Annotated in this window: 15 protein-coding genes and 1 other RNA gene; 4 read left to right on the top strand and 12 right to left on the bottom strand. The window is 38.6% G+C overall.

Going from position 1 to position 17,187, the window contains the following annotated elements:
• Positions 1 to 3 precede the first annotated feature (3 nt).
• The 5 genes from MHB44_RS08635 to MHB44_RS08615 all read right to left on the bottom strand — a co-directional run bounded on the left by MHB44_RS08635 (position 4) and on the right by MHB44_RS08615 (position 5,382).
• Positions 4 to 1,749, bottom strand: coding sequence for an EAL domain-containing protein (locus MHB44_RS08635; RefSeq protein WP_341302402.1), 1,746 nt, complete (start codon positions 1,747 to 1,749; stop codon positions 4 to 6).
• 541 nt (positions 1,750 to 2,290) lie between these two features.
• An RNA gene (gene rnpB / locus MHB44_RS08630) (RNase P RNA component class B) lies at positions 2,291 to 2,671 on the bottom strand.
• A gap of 60 nt (positions 2,672 to 2,731) precedes the next feature.
• Entirely contained in the window at positions 2,732 to 3,049 is a 318-nt protein-coding gene (gene gpsB, locus MHB44_RS08625) for a cell division regulator GpsB (protein WP_341302401.1), read from the bottom strand.
• Between the two features lie 121 nt (positions 3,050 to 3,170).
• Complete coding sequence (locus tag MHB44_RS08620; RefSeq protein WP_341302400.1) at positions 3,171 to 4,418, bottom strand: ribonuclease H-like domain-containing protein; 1,248 nt, start codon at positions 4,416 to 4,418, stop codon at positions 3,171 to 3,173.
• Positions 4,419 to 4,716: 298 nt separating this feature from the next.
• Positions 4,717 to 5,382, bottom strand: coding sequence for a VWA domain-containing protein (locus MHB44_RS08615; protein WP_341302399.1), 666 nt, complete (start codon positions 5,380 to 5,382; stop codon positions 4,717 to 4,719).
• An 824-nt stretch (positions 5,383 to 6,206) separates the two neighbouring features.
• On the opposite strand from MHB44_RS08615, the gene MHB44_RS08610 reads away from it, so the two are divergent.
• The gene (locus MHB44_RS08610) at positions 6,207 to 6,425 is read left to right on the top strand and encodes a hypothetical protein (protein WP_341302398.1); all 219 of its coding nucleotides are present in this window, start codon (positions 6,207 to 6,209) and stop codon (positions 6,423 to 6,425) included.
• Positions 6,426 to 7,001, top strand: coding sequence for a Uma2 family endonuclease (locus MHB44_RS08605; protein WP_341302397.1), 576 nt, complete (start codon positions 6,426 to 6,428; stop codon positions 6,999 to 7,001).
• A 428-nt stretch (positions 7,002 to 7,429) separates the two neighbouring features.
• Here the strand turns inward: MHB44_RS08605 and MHB44_RS08600 are convergent, their stop codons facing one another.
• The 3 genes from MHB44_RS08600 to MHB44_RS08590 are packed head-to-tail and all read right to left on the bottom strand — an operon-like array spanning position 7,430 to position 10,333.
• On the bottom strand, positions 7,430 to 9,724 hold the full coding sequence (locus MHB44_RS08600; protein WP_341302396.1) for a DEAD/DEAH box helicase: 2,295 nt from the start codon (positions 9,722 to 9,724) through the stop codon (positions 7,430 to 7,432).
• Positions 9,699 to 10,082, bottom strand: a complete 384-nt coding sequence (locus tag MHB44_RS08595) for a YppE family protein (RefSeq protein WP_341302395.1) — start codon at positions 10,080 to 10,082, stop codon at positions 9,699 to 9,701. The genes MHB44_RS08600 and MHB44_RS08595 overlap by 26 nt, the downstream gene beginning before the upstream one ends.
• Positions 10,083 to 10,138: 56 nt before the next feature.
• Positions 10,139 to 10,333, bottom strand: coding sequence for a hypothetical protein (locus tag MHB44_RS08590; protein ID WP_053996073.1), 195 nt, complete (start codon positions 10,331 to 10,333; stop codon positions 10,139 to 10,141).
• Positions 10,334 to 10,670: 337 nt separating this feature from the next.
• Between MHB44_RS08590 and recU the strand changes: the two genes are divergently transcribed.
• A complete protein-coding gene (recU, locus tag MHB44_RS08585) occupies positions 10,671 to 11,315 on the top strand; it encodes a Holliday junction resolvase RecU (RefSeq protein WP_341302394.1) in 645 nt (214 codons plus the stop codon).
• A 1-nt stretch (position 11,316) separates the two neighbouring features.
• Complete coding sequence (locus MHB44_RS08580; RefSeq protein WP_341302393.1) at positions 11,317 to 13,971, top strand: PBP1A family penicillin-binding protein; 2,655 nt, start codon at positions 11,317 to 11,319, stop codon at positions 13,969 to 13,971.
• Positions 13,972 to 14,073: 102 nt separating this feature from the next.
• Here the strand turns inward: MHB44_RS08580 and MHB44_RS08575 are convergent, their stop codons facing one another.
• From MHB44_RS08575 to asnS, 4 genes are all read right to left on the bottom strand, one after another.
• The gene (locus MHB44_RS08575) at positions 14,074 to 14,388 is read right to left on the bottom strand and encodes a YpoC family protein (protein WP_341302392.1); all 315 of its coding nucleotides are present in this window, start codon (positions 14,386 to 14,388) and stop codon (positions 14,074 to 14,076) included.
• A complete protein-coding gene (gene nth / locus MHB44_RS08570; protein WP_341302391.1) occupies positions 14,385 to 15,047 on the bottom strand; it encodes an endonuclease III in 663 nt (220 codons plus the stop codon). The genes MHB44_RS08575 and nth overlap by 4 nt, the downstream gene beginning before the upstream one ends.
• 12 nt (positions 15,048 to 15,059) lie before the next feature.
• Positions 15,060 to 15,791 carry a DnaD domain-containing protein gene (locus tag MHB44_RS08565; protein WP_341302390.1) on the bottom strand — a complete coding sequence of 244 codons (732 nt, stop codon included), beginning with the start codon at positions 15,789 to 15,791 and terminating at the stop codon, positions 15,060 to 15,062.
• Positions 15,792 to 15,868: 77 nt separating this feature from the next.
• Positions 15,869 to 17,164, bottom strand: coding sequence for an asparagine--tRNA ligase (gene asnS, locus MHB44_RS08560; RefSeq protein WP_341302389.1), 1,296 nt, complete (start codon positions 17,162 to 17,164; stop codon positions 15,869 to 15,871).
• Positions 17,165 to 17,187 lie beyond the last annotated feature (23 nt).

Genomic DNA, 17,187 nt, shown 5'->3' with positions numbered 1-17,187 from the left:
AGATTATTTCCTTCCTTGATGCTCAATTTCCCAATACTCCATAAACTCCATCAGTTCGTTTAACGGGAGTGGTTTGCTGTAATAATAACCCTGGATAATATCGCATTTCATTTTACGTAGTATATCCACTTGTTGTGCCTGTTCTACGCCCTCTGCTACAACTTTCATTTTTAGCCGATGAGACATTTGAATAATCGCATCTACTACTGCCTGCTTTTCATCCAGTGAGCCAATATGCTGAATAAAGCTGCGGTCAATTTTTAAACAATCCAATGGAAAGCGTACTAAATAGCTTAAAGATGAATAACCTGTGCCAAAATCATCAATGGAAATTTTAAAACCTAATTGCTTTAGACGAACTAGTTTACTAACAGTTTCATTAGCGCTATTCATCACCGTGCGCTCTGTCACTTCAATTTCAAAATTGCTAGCTGGCATATTATAACGCTCTAATATAGCCTGCACAGATTCTAAAAAGTTTTGCTGTTTAAAGTGAATACTTGAAATATTAATGGCTACAGGAATTTTCCAGCCACTTTGCTGCATCTGAATCACAGCTTCACATGCTTTTTCAATAATTGCCTCACTTAGCGGGATAATTAAACCAGTTTCCTCCGCATAAGGAATGAACTCGCCTGGTGAAACGAATCCTAGCTTATCATTACGCCATCTAACAAGTGCCTCTAACCCTTGAATTTGTTCGTCTTCCATCGTAACTTTAGGCTGGAAGTAGAGTTCAAATTCACGGCTTTCAATCGCTTTTCTTAGCTCTGTATCTAGCAATAGAACACGCTGTGCATCTGTGTGCAGTTCATCGAAATAAAAGGAATAGCCATTCACTCCATTGTTTTTCGAATAGCTCATAGCCTTATCTGCACGATTAATTAGCTCTTCTGTTTTTTTACCATCTGTAGGATAAATACTAATACCTACACTTGTGGAAATGAAAATTTCTTGATCATTCACTTTGATTGGCTGCTCAATGGTATGAATAATCTGCTCTGCGAACTTTGCAGCTTCTTTCACATTTTTCACATTTGTTAATGTAAGGACGAACTCATCTCCGCCATATCTAGCAATAATATCTTTATTCTTCAGTAGCTGCTTTAAACGTTTCGCCACTTCCGTCAAAAGGAAATCTCCAACAGCATGACCTAATGTATCATTAATTTGCTTAAAACGATCCAAATCTAAAAAATAAACTGCATGCTGCACTGAATGAGAAACAGTAGCCGTTGATTCCAACAAATTATCCATGCGCTCAATATAAGCAAATCGATTCGATACATCTGTTAATGAGTCGGTGAGCAAACGCTTTTCTAATTCATTTTCTACAATTTTACGTTCAGACAAATCTGTGAAAATACCACAATAATTTGTAATCTCTCCCTTATCATCATTTACGCGCACAATAGTTAGCCATTCAGGATATACATCCCCTGTTTTACGGCGATTCCATATTTCCCCTTGCCAAATGCCTTCTTGTCGTATCTGTTCCCACATTTTTAAATAAAATGGCACTTCGTGTACACCAGATTGTAAAACGGCTGGCGTTTTCCCCGCTACATCGTCACGTGTATAGCCTGTTACAAATTCAAAGGCAGGATTAACCATTATTATTTTTTTATTTTCATCAGTAATCATGATGCCTTCAGATACATTTTCGAAGATTTTAAAGATTAAAGCAGTAGGATATTTTGAAATCAGCTTCAAGTCATCCTTACTTACCCAATTATTCACTCCGCTCATGTCCCGCTCCATCCTATCTTTTTATACTCCCCCTCATTAGGGTATTTCCACTAGACCAACTCGTATGTATACAAATTCATCCTATTTTGATGCGATAACCGTTTTAGGTGTTATGACTCGAAGGTAGCGATAAGGATTTGACTAATAATTTTGTCGATTCTCAAACGTATCACATATACCAAGACCTTATTGACAAGGTTATTGTTCCTTCTCAATTATGCCTCAGCGTAACTGCGTCTGGATTTTCAGTAGAGCTCGTGAGCGAAGCCTCTTCAAAATCCATGACAATGTTTTCTGTACCAAAAGCGCTAGCGTCAGGTACATCCGCCAGAAGCTTTATCTTGATTCAGCGAGGGTTCATCCACCCATTGAATCGCCAATAGCATTGTATCCATCTCGCCACCAAAAAAGGTGAGCGTCTCCAGTATCTACCGCTGCACTTTCGATACAAAAACATTCGCTGAATCAAGATAAACTCAAAAGAAAAGCTCTCCACCGAATTGGAGAGCGCTTGTTATTTTGTAGATAAGCATCAAAAAAATTCCATAAGCCATGTTTTGTTCCTGGGTACTCAAACAGCTTTACGCCTCGTACGATCAGGTGGTAATCATCTATCTACAGAGCAAACTCTGTCCCTCTATCCGTTTAATTCCTTTTAGAGAGTGCCCCTACCATAATTTGGGTTTCTCACTCGTGGGGTTTACCTCGTTCCACCTTGCCAGTTTCCAAGCAAGCTTCGTCACTGTGGCACTTTCAGGAAGTGTCAACCATATCCGAAGACTTAGGTTTTCCTTCCGCCGTCAGCCATAATAGCTGCCTTACCTTATTTTTTCAGTAAGCACGAACACTACGGTCATCTCAGAGCCGTGTGAGCATGGACTTTCCTCTACGATGTCTAGCATCGCAGCGATTACCAGAATTTCATGATGATACAAAATATTATACTAAAGTTTTATCTTAAACACAATATAATTGAACAAATTTATTCGTATAGCTTACTGCCAAATACATGTTTCTCTAAGTTAGAAAGACGTTTTAAAATATCAAAATTCGTTGTACCAGCCGCTGCCGATGCAATTGGTTGTCGTTTAGGCGTACTATCGATTTCTTCTTTTAGCTGTCGATTTTCTTCTTTTAATCGTCCATTTTCTTCACGTAGTTGGGCCACCACTTTTTCAAACGTTTCATAGTCTTGAATAATTTCATCAAGAAAAGAATCCACTTCTTCTACATTGTAGCCTTTAAAGTTCTTTTTAAATTCCTTTTCAAGGATCATTTTTGACGTTAATTTAATGTCCATTTACATCGCCCTTCCTCACACTACATACACGAATTCATTATAGCATACTTCCTCACATTATATCTGCTGAAAGCACCGATTGTAAGGCTTAAGTTGCTGTTTCTTACGCTTACCGAGGAAATTATTTCTTATTTCCTAGTCTATGCAATCGCTTTTCCCAGGAAATTACCCATTTTTGTTTTTGTTCCACACTCCATTGCTCATTATTTTGGATTAGCTGTATGCCTCCTTGCGTATAATAAAGGGCCTGTTGATAATCTTTTAGGTGATGCTCATGGAGTATGGCTAGTTGCTCAAGGGCATGCAACTTTGTTCTTGGCTTCACAAAATGGAGGGATGCCACAAAAGCGTCAATGGCTTCACTATAACGTTTATTCTTTTTATGCTGCAACGCTAAATAGTATTGTGCATCGCCTGCTGCAAGCTCATCAAAGTGTGTGGTCACTCTTTCTAACACCTTTACACTTTGTGTGCTTTCTTTTAAATCACTATACCATTTCCCAATATTGGTAAAGGTTTTGGCGGATTCTTCTTTATTTTCCTCAAATAATAAATGTGTAGAATGACTATAAAGTGTAATCAATGAAAGTAAATCCCACTCATTATGAAGAAGTACCTTCATTAAAGCATCTGGTATACCGCTTTTCACAGCATCTAAATAAATAATCGGCGCAAGATAGCCCGGGATATCTCCAATACGAGAAAAACCAAGCTTCTCTTCCTCCACAGCTTTTAATTTTAAGTGTTCCATATCATTTTTCCATAAACGCTTCGAACTATGCAATAAATCAATCTGTCTTTGTGCACGTAATTTCGGTAATGTTTTTTTATGCAATGTCCATCGTGTTTCAAGCTGTGGCCAATCAAAGCTTTTCCCATTATACGTAATGATCGTGGCTGTTTTTTGCCAAAGCTTGGATTCAAACAGCAGCGCCGCTTCGTGAGCAGGATCAGCAAGAATATACTGGGTGAGCACAAAGGCTTCTTCTGTTATCTCTAAAAAACCCAGTAAAAAAATATGTGTGCCCACACCCTTTAAGCCTGTCGTTTCTGTATCAAAAAATAATACAGACTCATTGATATCAAGTGCATATGGATGGTTAAAATCAGCGTCCTGCCATTTTCTTAAAGCTTCAAAAAAAGACTGCAATTGATAATGACCATGCTGATAAGCGCTTGGATAATAGACTTGGCGCTTAAAGACAATGCCAAAGTCATTTTCTACAACCGTTAGCCCCGCCTTCTCCCATTGCTCCGTATAGCTTGGGTTTGCAGGCTTTTGATAAGCGGATTGTTCTGCTTTTTGAGTAGTAGGCGATTTTTTACCAAGCATCTTTTTCATTTGTAGGATTTTATTTTCGTATGACATATATTTCACTCATTTTCTGTATGTATTCATTCATCATACAAATAAGCGTACCATGATTGATAATGCTATTCCAAATTTTCTTAATTACAAGTAGATTCACTTGTGTTAAAGAAAAAAGAACAGAATTAAGAGGACACTGGAAAGTTTATAATTATAAAAAGTCGATTTACGCCTAAAATATTGGGGTAAATCGACTTTTTCAGTGTCTCGGATAATAACTACCCTTTCTTCATACTAATAGCGCCATCTTTCCATTCTAACCTTTTACTCATGACAAAATAGTAGTGCATTTGCTAGATTAAAGAACATGTTTATCTTTTGCTTCCTGCAACCACTTTGGGAATTCATCCAATAGCTGGTCGTATAACTGTGCATCGCTAACTGTTTCTAAGTTATCCAAATGAAAGAAATTAGCATTGTCAATAAAGCGACCTTCCATTGTATCTAATTTACGCAAAACATCGAAGTTAGAATCGCCAATCCCTACAAATTGCCAAAATATCGGCTTATTGGATGTTTCCACAATAAAACGCTTAATTCCTGCTTTACAACCTCCATCGTTTATAAAAACAATAAAAGTAGGATCTTGGCTTGGTTCCTCGTCTATATACTTTTTGACGACATCCCCCATCACAAGCGGCTCATCGTTTCTTCCAAATTTATGTACATCAGCATTGTTTAAAATTTGTCGTTCCACATATCCATCAAAATCCTTTTCTGTCACAGCTGGAAGTCTGGAAAATTCATTATCATAGACCCATATATCTAATGCACCATCATCATCAAATTGACTCGCCACTGCTAGTACGCGTTCAACCGCTTCCTGGACAACCCCTTGACGATAAAGCTTTCTCATGGATCCTGAAATATCTAATACAATCCCTACACGTGCTACAACATCTGTTAATTTCTTTTTCTCTAACACAATTTGTATAGCCTGCTTCTTTAAATTAATAGAATTCATTGGATAACCTCCTAAATTGGCTACTTAGCTCTTATTCCAATTTTATATCAAAACTCCAATTTATTGTAGATAAAATCTATGACACTAGTTAAAAAATAAAAATCGTCCAAAATAAAAGCGTTTATATCCCATTTTGGGCGATTTCCCCACAAAAGAGCACCTTCAAGTTTACAAAAGCCTGCTCAATTGATTAGTTTCATCTCCCAATTATGTTGCTGTGTATTTTTCTACGAAACTTATCAATATATTTAAGTATTAAAAGAAAATCTACTTTTAAAAAATCTAGTTCTTATGGAAATTTTATGTAAAAAAGAAGAAGTAGTTTAATTGGGAGGTTTTCACTAGTTCTTCAAATAAGTAGGATGAAACAGGTAAAAGCCATTATTCAAATGATGTTTTTCGTGTAAACCTCTCCATGCTTAGGTCCTTTATTGTGGATTTGGATAGGTTACAGAAAAATCAAATTACAATAGGTCGATTAATTATTTTAATGCGACACTAGTGAGTTTACATCTTTCCTAGATTCTTTAAGATTGAACCTGTTCATTTTTTCACCTTTGACTATATAATCTACTAACTTCTCTTGATTCATCATTAGCTTAGCATCAGCCCCCTTCTAACTAACTCGCTCTGCGGTTTCTTTTTGTTACTTTTCACATTTGCTCCCCACTAGCTGCTAGTCATTATCGCACCTTTAATTAATAGTGCAAATGTTTAATGCTATTCTGATATCAATATTTTTAATTCCCAATTATTGCAAAGAAGTATTTTTGAATGTACCATATAAAATAGTAGGGGATGAGTATGCATAATGAAGAAGCTATATGCTCTTAAACAAAGATGTGTGTCAATCTTTTCTTGCAAAAGTGCAACAACTTTTTACGAAACATACAAAAATAGCCACTACTACTGTAGAAGAAACAATTGAAGTAGAGGTAGGAAAAGAATTGGATACTAGCCGTCAAGAACTGCTATATAAGAAAAAAGCAAAAATGTTTTCAGCTTCAACTGAGCAAAAAAAGCAGGATAAGGAGAGGAAATAGATGGCAATGAATGAACGACGTTTAAAGCAGCGTTCTGAAATTATTGATGGGAAAACAATTATGATGTCACCACGTCCAACAGTCAATCATAATACGATCATTGTAAATCTATCTATATTATTTGGCATTTATTTAAATGGGAAAAAGTGTCGTAATTTTACGGACGGTGTAGATGTTCACCTAGATGAAAAAAATAGAGTAGTACCTGATAGCATGATTATCTGTAATCAAGATATTATCAAACGGGATGGCATATATGGCGCACCTGATTTGATGGTTGAGGTGCTTTCACCTTCTACCGCACGCCATGACAAAATAAGAAAAAAAGCACTCTATGAGAAACATGGTGTAAAAGAATACTGGATTATTGATCCTGACGCAAAATCCATTGAAGCTCATTTATTAAAAGATAATAAATATGAATTAGATGATGTCTATACCGTGCTTCCTGATGAAGATTGGGAGGAGATGACGGAAGAAGAAAAAGCAGAAGTCGCCCTTACTCTTAAAGTATCGCTTTATGATGATTTCATTATCAATATTAAAGATATATTTAGAAATGTTACTACTTACTAAAATCATTAATATTTTTGCGCAAAACATTAATTACGAAAAGGAGCAGGCTCATTAACAAGAGCCCTACTTAGAGCAGCCATCTATATTCCTGTATCCATAAAATTTGCAAGAAGACTAGTATAGTTTATCAGCTTAAACTTACAGGGCTTACTGGCTATGCTGAAAATCACTTTCAAAGATACAGATCCAGGTACAAATTTCGAAAAAACAGATCTTAAATCGCTACTAAATTACGTGGAAGATGGGAAAATAGATGTTGTATTAGAAATCGAACAAGAGCATTTATCAAGGCTTGACGTATTATCTCAGCATTTTTTTAAAATTTGTTACGAGAAAATAATATAAAAATCGCAAAGCCTTAGTATATTTTGAACTTATCAATGTGAATGTTATATATGAGAAAAATTTAAAGCGTTGAAGGCACACCCTCAACGCTCCTTTTCCTTATTTAATTGGGACCCTAAATAGCTTAATAATTTTATAACATACCCTTTTGATTCATTCAAGCTGTCTTGAACGCCGATGCAAGATGGACAACCTGCTTCACATGGACAGCTTGATACGTGTTGTAGCGTTTTGTCCAAAAGTTCCCCCCACAAATCGTAGACTTTTTCACTTAGCCCAATGCCACCAGGATACTTGTCATAGACAAAAAATGTTGGTAGCTCGTTATGCGTAGCCTTTATTTGCGGCACAACAGCGACATCACTATTATCACATCGAATGAAAATCGGTATAAATGCATTGATGGCATAAGCAGCACCAACCATAGCTCCATCTAATTCCGCTTCTGACCATTTCGTTGGAGCATCAAACGATAGCCAAGATGCGCTAGTATGCATTTCATCAGGTGGTAAATGAATTGTTCCCGACCCGATATTGTCCTGTTTTCCACCAAACTTTATCTTTTTAAAAATCGTTGCCTGTGCAACTAAGCCGACATCCCCAAAGCTAATTGTGCCGCCTATGTGGTGTCGGCTACGGTCCTCCTCTAGCACCTTCATTTCTACTGCGAGATTTGCATCCGTATAGTAATCAACATCTACCTCACGTACGTAAGCTTTCTTCTCCTCCCAATCCAGCTTTTCCACTTGAAATTGAATGCCTTGGTGTAAATAAATAGCTTCTTCATGTAATAATGTCATCGCACTATGACGATCCATTTCACCAATCACCTTTGTTTGTGCTGGTATAGATATATCAATAATCACTACATTTTCCTGTGAGGCAGAGCGCAGGCTAATATCATGAGCTGGGAAACGATCACTCATCCAATGCCATTTATCACTTGTTTTAAAGACAACACCTTCTTCTGCTAAATAGTCCAATAATTCCTGAATGTCATATTCGCCATATGTATCGTCTACGGAAAACGGTAGCTCAAAGGCTGCACATTTTAAATGATCCATTAAAATTAGCATATTTTCAGGATAAATACGTGCCTCCTCAGGTGTACTACCAAGTAAAAACAATGGATGATTGACTACATATTGATCAAGTGCAGACGATTGTGCTACATAAATAATTAATGCCTCATCCTGTCTTCTTCCTGCACGTCCTGCCTGCTGCCAAGCGCTAGCAATATTTCCTGGATAGCCTGTCATAATACATGCTTGTAATTGACCAATATCCACCCCTAATTCTAATGCATTTGTACTAACAACTGTTTGAATCGTACCATCACGTAACCCCTTTTCAATCACACGCCGTTCAGAAGGCAAATAGCCGCCTCGATAGCCACGCACAGATTTATCCTGCAGTTTATTACGCGTTAGCTCCTTTAAATAGGTAACAATCATCTCAACACGCACGCGACTTTTCGCAAAAATAATCGATTGAATGCCTGCCATATAAAGTCTTTTTGCTAAATCACTGACCTCTAAAACAGCACTTCTACGCACGCCAAATGTTTTATGAATAACAGGCGGATTGTAAAATAGAAATGTTTTTTTGCCAACAGGAGCACCCGATTCAGTAATAAGCTGATGGGGTTCATTCGTTAATAGCTCTGCAAGCTCCTGAGGGTTTTTTATGGTTGCTGATGTACAAATAAATATAGGCTGACTACCATAAAATTCACAAATACGCTTTAATCTACGAATAACATGCGCCACATGTGAACCAAACACCCCTTTGTATGTATGCAACTCATCTATCACAATATATTGCAAATTTTCAAAGAGGGACACCCATTTTGTATGATGTGGCAATATGCCTGAATGCAGCATATCGGGATTGGTCATCACAATATGTCCTGCCTTGCGTACTTTTTGACGAATCCCTGGCGCTGTGTCGCCATCATACGTATAGCTTAAAATTTCTTCACCACTCTGCTCAATCAGCTCATTTAAGTCATTTTTCTGATCCTGTGCCAATGCCTTTGTTGGAAATAAATAAATGGCACGAGCATTTTTATCCTCCAATATTTTTTGCAGCACGGGTAAATGATAACAGTATGATTTACCAGAGGCTGTTGGTGTTATAGCGGTAAAGGAAGAGCCACTTTGTGCTAAATCAAAAGCCTCTCGCTGATGGGTATAAAGCTGCGCAATGCCTCTTTTTTGTAGGGCTTTTCCTAAAGAAGGATGTAGATTTTCCGGAAAAGGCGCATATTTGGCTTGTCGTCCATCAAGGGTTTGCCAATGCAAAATACGCTCCTTTAGTTCTTCATCATAGCGCCATTCATTTAAAAGCTCGCTAATCGTTCGTTTCTTCGATAACATCCTGTGCGACCTCCTTTAGTAAGCGTTCAAAGTTTTTTAATGTATAGGAGGTAGAATGGATGGCATCTAAGAATCGTTTTTTACTTGTTTCTTTATAAAAGGATTGCACAACAAATTGCTCCATGGATTCTCTTACTGAAGCAATTTGTTGTGTATGCATATATTTTGGTTGGTGTCTATGGATCCATTGATTGGCTTCTTGCTGCCATTCTGTTAAAAGCATGTGAATCTCATCCGCATGTGGCTTCACCTCTCCATAAAAATCTGGTGTACGATCCTCCTCGCGCATTTGCCAAAAGCGTACCACACATTGCTCGCATTCCTCTATTAATTTCGTTGTTTGTTTCCATACTAACATATTTGCACCTCATCTCTTACCTTTCATTGCTGATGAGATAAGTGTACCAAAGTCTATCATTTTTCACTACTAATAGGCGAACAAGCATTCTTTACTTGCCAGTTCTTTTCTGCTAAGCTTACTTTCTGGCTAACTGCTTTAAGCTGTATAAAAAAATGCATACAGTGTGCATTGTTTTCCAGTGACACTCTCGTGCAAAGTAACTGATTAACCAGATCTAACTGCGCAATTAATTGCTCTAACTTGTTCAATATAACGCCTCCTCTTATGCTTTACTCTAGTATTCCTTGCGTGTATAGAATTACCTTCAAGCATGACAAAATAAGCGTAAGTTAGTTGAAAGAAGAAAATTTTCGATAAAATTTTAGGTGTGAACATTCATCCTTAAAAATCGTTATCAATGAAAGGTGTGAAAATACCTCTGTTTCGTGCTCAAAATTATCTGTTATTTTGACGATTCGAGGAATTCGGAAGCTGGCGGTTTTTCGACGCAAATGAAATTATTGTCTAACTGTTAGAAGTAGAGAATAGCCACTAAAACATGGTAAACTAGTGACTAGAAAAGCAGTATAATAGAGGGTGAGCTAAATGACAATTCGTTATCCAAACGGGAAATTGTATACCCCGAATCATTCTGTACAGAAAGCAGAGAAAAAAAGTAACAACAAAGATTTATCTTTTAGCAATCGTGGAAAGACGCTAGAAGATGAAATTAATGAAGCAAACGACTATTATATAAAAAGGCGGCTTGCAATCATTCATAAGAAACCTGTGCCTGTGCAAATCGTCAAAGTAGAGTACCCTTCACGCAGTGCTGCTGTTATTCGTGAGGCTTATTTCCGCACACCGTCTACAACCGACTACAATGGTGTTTGGAATGGGCATTATATTGATTTTGATGCAAAGGAAACTGCTTCTAAAACTAGTTTCCCTTTAAAAAATATTCATGAGCATCAAATGACACATATGCAGCAAGTGACGGAACAACATGGTGTGGCTTTTATTATCGTTCGCTTTTCAGCTCATGAACGATATTTTATTGTGCCATATGAAGTTTTACAAAAGGCCTGGCAAGCAATGGAAAATGGCAACCGTAAATCGATACCCTTGTCAACAATTGAACAAGAGACATATGAAATTCCAACAAACTATTATCCACGTATCGATTATTTACCCATTATCCAACAACTAATCGACGCAAAATGCTGCAGGTCTGAAAGTGAGGAGAAATAGAATGACTGAACGTCGTCGAACACGTGGAGAGCATCAAAAAGCTCTCGCTGAAAAAAATAAAAAGAACAAGAACAACAAGAAACCCGCTACCACCGCTAAAACTTGGTTTAAACGCATTTTCTTAACCTTATGTATCGTTGTGGCGGTAGGTTTACTTGGAGGAGCTGGGTTATTTGCCTACTATGCTAGTACAGCACCAGAGCTTGATGAAGAATTATTGAAGGACCCTGTTTCTTCAGAGTTCTACGATAAAAACGGTGAGCTATTTGCAACAATCGGTGCTGAAAACCGTAAATATATAAAATATGAAGATATACCAGAAGATATGGTTAATGCGATTCTAGCAACGGAAGATGTACGCTTTTTCGAGCATCACGGGATGGATTTTTATCGTTTAGGGGGGGCTATCCTTGCCAATTTCCGTGATGGCTTCGGTGCACAAGGTGCATCTACGCTAACACAGCAAGTTGTGAAAAATTCATTCTTACAAAATGAAAAGAAACTAAAGCGTAAAGCACAGGAAGCATGGCTAGCCTTTCAGCTAGAACGTAAATATTCAAAAGAAGAAATTTTTGAAATGTACTTCAATAAAATGCTAATGTCTGGTCGTATTTATGGCTTTGGTACAGCAGCTCAATATTTCTATGGTAAAGAATTAAAAGATCTATCATTGGATGAAGAAGCATTACTAGCAGGATTGGTGCAACGACCAAACGCTTATAATCCCTTAAAAAATCCTGAGCTGGCAAAGAAACGTCGTAATACGGTGCTAGGATTAATGCATCAGCATGGTAAAATTTCTAAAGCTGAAATGGAAGAAGCACAGCAATTGGATGTGCAAGCAGGTCTTGCAGATGATACAACACGCCAATCATTTGCTGGTTCGAAATATGATGCCTTCCTAGATGTTGTTATTAACGAATTGGAAAATAATGGTGATGGTACAGCCATGGCAGAAGGAATTAAAGTTTATACGACACTTGATCCGAATGCCCAAAAAGTTGTAGAAAATGTCATGAACGATGACAGTAATTTCCCTACAGAAGAGATTCAGTCAGGTGTGGCTGTCATTGATACAAAGACAGGTGCGATTCAAGCCGTTGGCGGCGGTCGCAATTACGGTGCTATACGTGGCTGGAACTATGCCGAGGACTTAACAAATAATCAACCAGGTTCAACAATGAAGCCCTTAATTGATTACGGTCCAGCCATTGAATATTTAAAATGGTCGACAGGTCAAACACTTGTAGATGAACCAATTACTTACACAGGTACAAAACAGACGATCACTAACTGGGACGGTCGTTATATGGGGGCTATTACTGCTCGTAAAGCGCTCTATGCTTCACGTAACGTACCGGCTGTCAAAACATTACAAGAGGTTGGAATTGAAAAAGCCAAGGAATTTGTAGGACGTTTAGGCATTAAAACAGATGATCTTTATGAATCGGATGCGATTGGTGGAGGTGCTATTACGATCTCCCCTATCCAAATGGCAGCTTCTTATGCAGCTTTCGGTAATAACGGGGTCTACACGGATCCACATTCGATTACAAAAATAGTCTATCGTGATGGCAAAACATCTAAAAACTACACACCTGAACCTAAAGTTGCTATGAGCGATTATACAGCTTATATGGTAACAGATATGCTGCGTGATGTAGTGGGCAATAAACCAGATGCATCTGGTACTGCTGCCAATGTACCAGGCTTAGATATTGCAGGTAAAACAGGTACAACCAACTACTCAGTGGAAGATTTTAGTAAATATAATTTACCAAATACAAGTGTGCCAGATTCATGGTTTGCTGGTTATACAACCAACTACTCTATTGCTATCTGGAGCGGCTATGAGAAACACTTTGACCCAATTACAACATGGGAAGAGCGTCGATTACCGCAAAATTTATTTAAAACAATTATGCAAGAAATTTCAGCAAGCGTTGAAACAGCAAGCTTTAAAAAGCCAAGCACGGTTGTAGAGGCAACGATTGAAGTAGGCTCGAACCCTCTTCGTTTGGCGAGTAATTATACACCAAGTGAGCTACGTCAAACAGAACTATTTGTGCGTGGTACTGAGCCAACAGAGGTGTCTAGTGTTTACGAAGTACCAGCATTATCGACACCTTACAACGTGACAGCAAGCTTAGACTTAGAGGGGCAGTCCATCAATATTTCTTGGGAGCATGATACTATGCTTAATCCTGAAACAGATGAACCTTTACCAACTTCATTTGAAGTATCTGCCACTCGTGAAGGCGGAGAAAGTATTGCCCTTGGTACAACAGACAGTAAAGGCTTAACAGTAAGCAATACGCTGGAAGAAGGTAATTACACCATCTCTGTTGTCGCTATTGTGGACGGTACGCGTAGTGAACCTGGCACAACCTCCTTCCAAATCGTCGGCACACCGGAGGAAGAACCAGATGTCGAGGAGCCAGAGGAAGTAGAGGAGCCAGATATTGAACTGCCAATAGACCCTGGTCAGGATGGCAATGAACCCGATATAAATAATGGTGAAAATGGCGGGGATACTAATAATAATAATAATAACAACAGTGGAGATCATAATGGTCCGATTGATAATAATCAACAGCCGCCAACATCTCCTATTGAGCCGCTTAGTCCAACAGAAGAAGAGCACAGTACAGAATAATAAAAAGCCGGGAAGCATATTTTTTGGATATGCTTCCTGGCTTTTTAAATTATTCACCACTTTAGGAATTCTATCCAGCACTTTAGAGGTTCTATTCGTCAGTTACCCTTTTGTTGCTTGAAGTCGCAATCGTGCTGTGCGCTTTTTTGTTTCCTTAAATAGTTCATCTAGCTGACGATAACACGCATATTGACCTGGCTTCGCTTTAATAAAGGCAAGTCGTTCAACTCCATTAATCGGTAATACCTCATTCCCTGCTACTTGTACAAACTGCTCAAACAGCCCGATAGCTTCTTCCATGAATGCTTGTGCTGTACCATCTCTAGCATCATGGGCTGCATGAATCGTTTCTTGTAAGATTGTCCACTGGGCAAACCAAGCATCTACTTGATCCTTTGCTATTGCCTCGAGATTCACGCTTCCTTCACCAAGCCTTTCTTTAAACGCTTTTGACCTTCACGACAATCATTTAGCAAAGGACAGACATGGCATCCAGGGTTTTGTGCCTTACAATGGTAACGGCCAAAGAAAATTAACTGATGATGCGTTTTGGACCATGCTACCATTGGTGTTTTTTTCATAATCGTTTCTTCCACCTCAAGCACGGAATCTTTCCATCGGCATAGCCCTAAACGCTTCGAGACACGCTCCACATGGGTATCGACTGCTAGTGCTGGAACATCAAAGGCTACAGATAATACAACATTCGCTGTTTTACGCCCTACACCAGGTAATGTCACTAGCTCTTCCCTCGTTGCAGGAATTTCACCATTGTATTCATCGAGCAAGCGTCGACATAAAGCCTGAATATTCTTCGCCTTATTGCGATAAAGACCAATAGAGCGAATATCTTGTTGCAATTCTTCCAACGGTACAGCTAAATAATCCTCAGGTGTTTTATATTTTTGAAATAATGTTTTTGTTACTTTATTGACAAGCACATCTGTACATTGTGCCGATAATAATGTAGCAATCGTCAGCTCAAAGGCATTTTCATGTACAAGCTCACAATGTGCATTTGGGAACATTCGATCCATTTCCTCTAGGCAATGCTCCCACTGTTTTTTTGTTAACAAACTCGATACCCCCTATTCTCTTTCTTCTAACCAGTTATAAAATGATACTTTATTGGTTGATGGTGGCGTCTCTTGCTGAGTTGTTCGTGCTGGTGTTCTATTTAACGTTTGTTTCTCACGGAACTGCTCAGTTTGCTTTTGTGCAGCCTGTGGTGTTGTAATATTTTTCTTTTTCCACTCCAATAAAATGCGGTCAATATATCGAATGCTTAGCTTTCCTGCAAAGACCGCTTCCTTTAGTGCCTCCTTAATAAGCGCTGGACTATGCTTGTCCTCATCAAGCCAAGAGCCTATTTTTTCAAGTTCTAAAGGAGATAACAGACGCCCCATTTCCTCTTCAAATAGTCGGAATAACTCTCCTTCCTCTTGTTGAAGTGTCACTGCAGATTTTTGCTGCTCTTTCATATCCATCATCTGCACAATTCGCTCCCATAGTGGATAAACTGCATATTTCTCATATAGCCTACCACTGACATCCACATCGCGTATAATTTCGAGGAAGCCTTTTTGCATTAAACGTTGTAAACGCGATGTAATATCATGATCAGACATTGTAAGACGATTTTTTAAATCATTTGGTGTGGGGAAATCATTCCCCTCCATATGAAAGGCTAGTAAGTGCATGACAATTAACGCCTCTTCATCCTCCATATTTAACTCCTTATAAAACTGAAAAAAAAGTTGAGGAATCGATATCATTCTCTGCTCAGTCCATGTACGGAGTCGATGATTATTTGCGTTCATAGTTCTCCAGACTCCTTCTTTAAGTAAGTAGAAAAGCCGCGTAGATTGTCTACTACGCGACTTTTAAATTGATTGGCTTATGGATATAAGCGGTTTAGTAAACGTGGGAATGGAATGGTTTCACGAATATGCTCTGTGCCTGAAATCCATGCCACTGTTCGCTCCAGACCAAGACCAAAGCCTGAATGCGGGACAGAGCCCTGCTTGCGAAGCTCCAAATACCATGCATAGGCATCTAATGATAGGTGATGTTCTTCGAGACGTGATTTTAATAAATCATAGTCATGGATACGCTCAGAGCCGCCAATAATTTCACCGTAGCCCTCTGGTGCAATTAAATCAGCACATAATACAACATCATCACGTTCTGGATGTGGTTGCATATAGAACGGCTTTATACCTACTGGGTAGCAAGTAATAAATACTGGTTTATCAAATGTATTGGCAATCGCTGTTTCATGCGGCGCACCAAAATCATCGCCCCACTCAATATCGTCGAAACCTTGTTCATGTAAAAGCTTAATCGCATCATCATAAGAAATACGAGGGAATGGCGCTTTGATATTTTCGAGCGTCGATGTATCACGGCCAAGTCGTTCTAAATCTAATTTACAGTTTTTTAGCACAGCCTGTACGATATGCTCGACATATTGCTCCTGTACTTCTAAATTTTCTTCAAATTCAACAAATGCCATTTCAGGTTCAATCATCCAAAACTCGATTAAATGACGACGTGTTTTTGATTTTTCGGCGCGGAATGTTGGGCCAAATGAGAACACTTTCCCTAATGCCATCGCAGCCGCTTCCATATAAAGCTGCCCTGATTGAGAAAGATAGGCATCTTCCTCAAAATATTTTGTATGGAATAGCTCAGATGTCCCTTCAGGCGCCGATCCTGTTAAAATAGGTGGGTCCATTTTTGTAAAACCGTTGTTGTTGAAAAATTCGTATGTAGCACGAATAATTTCATTACGGATTTTCATAATGGCATGTTGCTTACGTGAGCGTAGCCATAAATGACGGTTATCCATTAAAAATTCAGGACCATGTTCCTTTGGTGTAATCGGGAAATCTGTTGCTGCATGTAACACCTCAATCCCCGTTACAGCAAGCTCACAGCCAAAGCTTGAACGCTCGTCCGCTTTTACTTCGCCTGTAATATACATTGACGTTTCTTGCGTCATACCTTTTGCTATTGCAAAAATATCCTCGCCTACCTCTTCTTTTACAACAACGCCCTGGACAAAGCCAGAGCCATCACGTAGCTGCAAGAAAGCAATTTTGCCGCTTGAGCGCTTATTTGCCAGCCAAGCGCCAATTTTAACCGTTTCTCCGATATGCTGTGGCATATCTTTAATCATAATTTTCTTCATAGAAATCCTCCAAAGTTGATTAG

It is taken from the genome of Lysinibacillus sp. FSL H8-0500 (genome assembly GCF_038051955.1).
Classification (GTDB): Bacteria; Bacillota; Bacilli; order Bacillales_A; family Planococcaceae; genus Lysinibacillus; species Lysinibacillus macroides.
Note: the sequence above shows the minus strand (reverse complement) of the source record. Positions and strands in the feature narration are given on the sequence as shown.

What these genes read in the sequence shown, in the direction of transcription:
- MHB44_RS08595 (WP_341302395.1), bottom strand. Translation starts at nt 10,082, where the DNA reads ATGTTAGTATGGAAACAAACAACGAAATTAATAGAGGAATGCGAGCAA.
- recU (WP_341302394.1), top strand. Translation starts at nt 10,671, where the DNA reads ATGACAATTCGTTATCCAAACGGGAAATTGTATACCCCGAATCATTCT.
- MHB44_RS08580 (WP_341302393.1), top strand. Translation starts at nt 11,317, where the DNA reads ATGACTGAACGTCGTCGAACACGTGGAGAGCATCAAAAAGCTCTCGCT.
- MHB44_RS08605 (WP_341302397.1), top strand. Translation starts at nt 6,426, where the DNA reads ATGGCAATGAATGAACGACGTTTAAAGCAGCGTTCTGAAATTATTGAT.
- MHB44_RS08615 (WP_341302399.1), bottom strand. Translation starts at nt 5,382, where the DNA reads ATGAATTCTATTAATTTAAAGAAGCAGGCTATACAAATTGTGTTAGAG.
- asnS (WP_341302389.1), bottom strand. Translation starts at nt 17,164, where the DNA reads ATGAAGAAAATTATGATTAAAGATATGCCACAGCATATCGGAGAAACG.
- MHB44_RS08610 (WP_341302398.1), top strand. Translation starts at nt 6,207, where the DNA reads ATGCTCTTAAACAAAGATGTGTGTCAATCTTTTCTTGCAAAAGTGCAA.
- MHB44_RS08565 (WP_341302390.1), bottom strand. Translation starts at nt 15,791, where the DNA reads ATGAACGCAAATAATCATCGACTCCGTACATGGACTGAGCAGAGAATG.
- MHB44_RS08635 (WP_341302402.1), bottom strand. Translation starts at nt 1,749, where the DNA reads ATGAGCGGAGTGAATAATTGGGTAAGTAAGGATGACTTGAAGCTGATT.
- gpsB (WP_341302401.1), bottom strand. Translation starts at nt 3,049, where the DNA reads ATGGACATTAAATTAACGTCAAAAATGATCCTTGAAAAGGAATTTAAA.
- MHB44_RS08600 (WP_341302396.1), bottom strand. Translation starts at nt 9,724, where the DNA reads ATGTTATCGAAGAAACGAACGATTAGCGAGCTTTTAAATGAATGGCGC.
- MHB44_RS08620 (WP_341302400.1), bottom strand. Translation starts at nt 4,418, where the DNA reads ATGTCATACGAAAATAAAATCCTACAAATGAAAAAGATGCTTGGTAAA.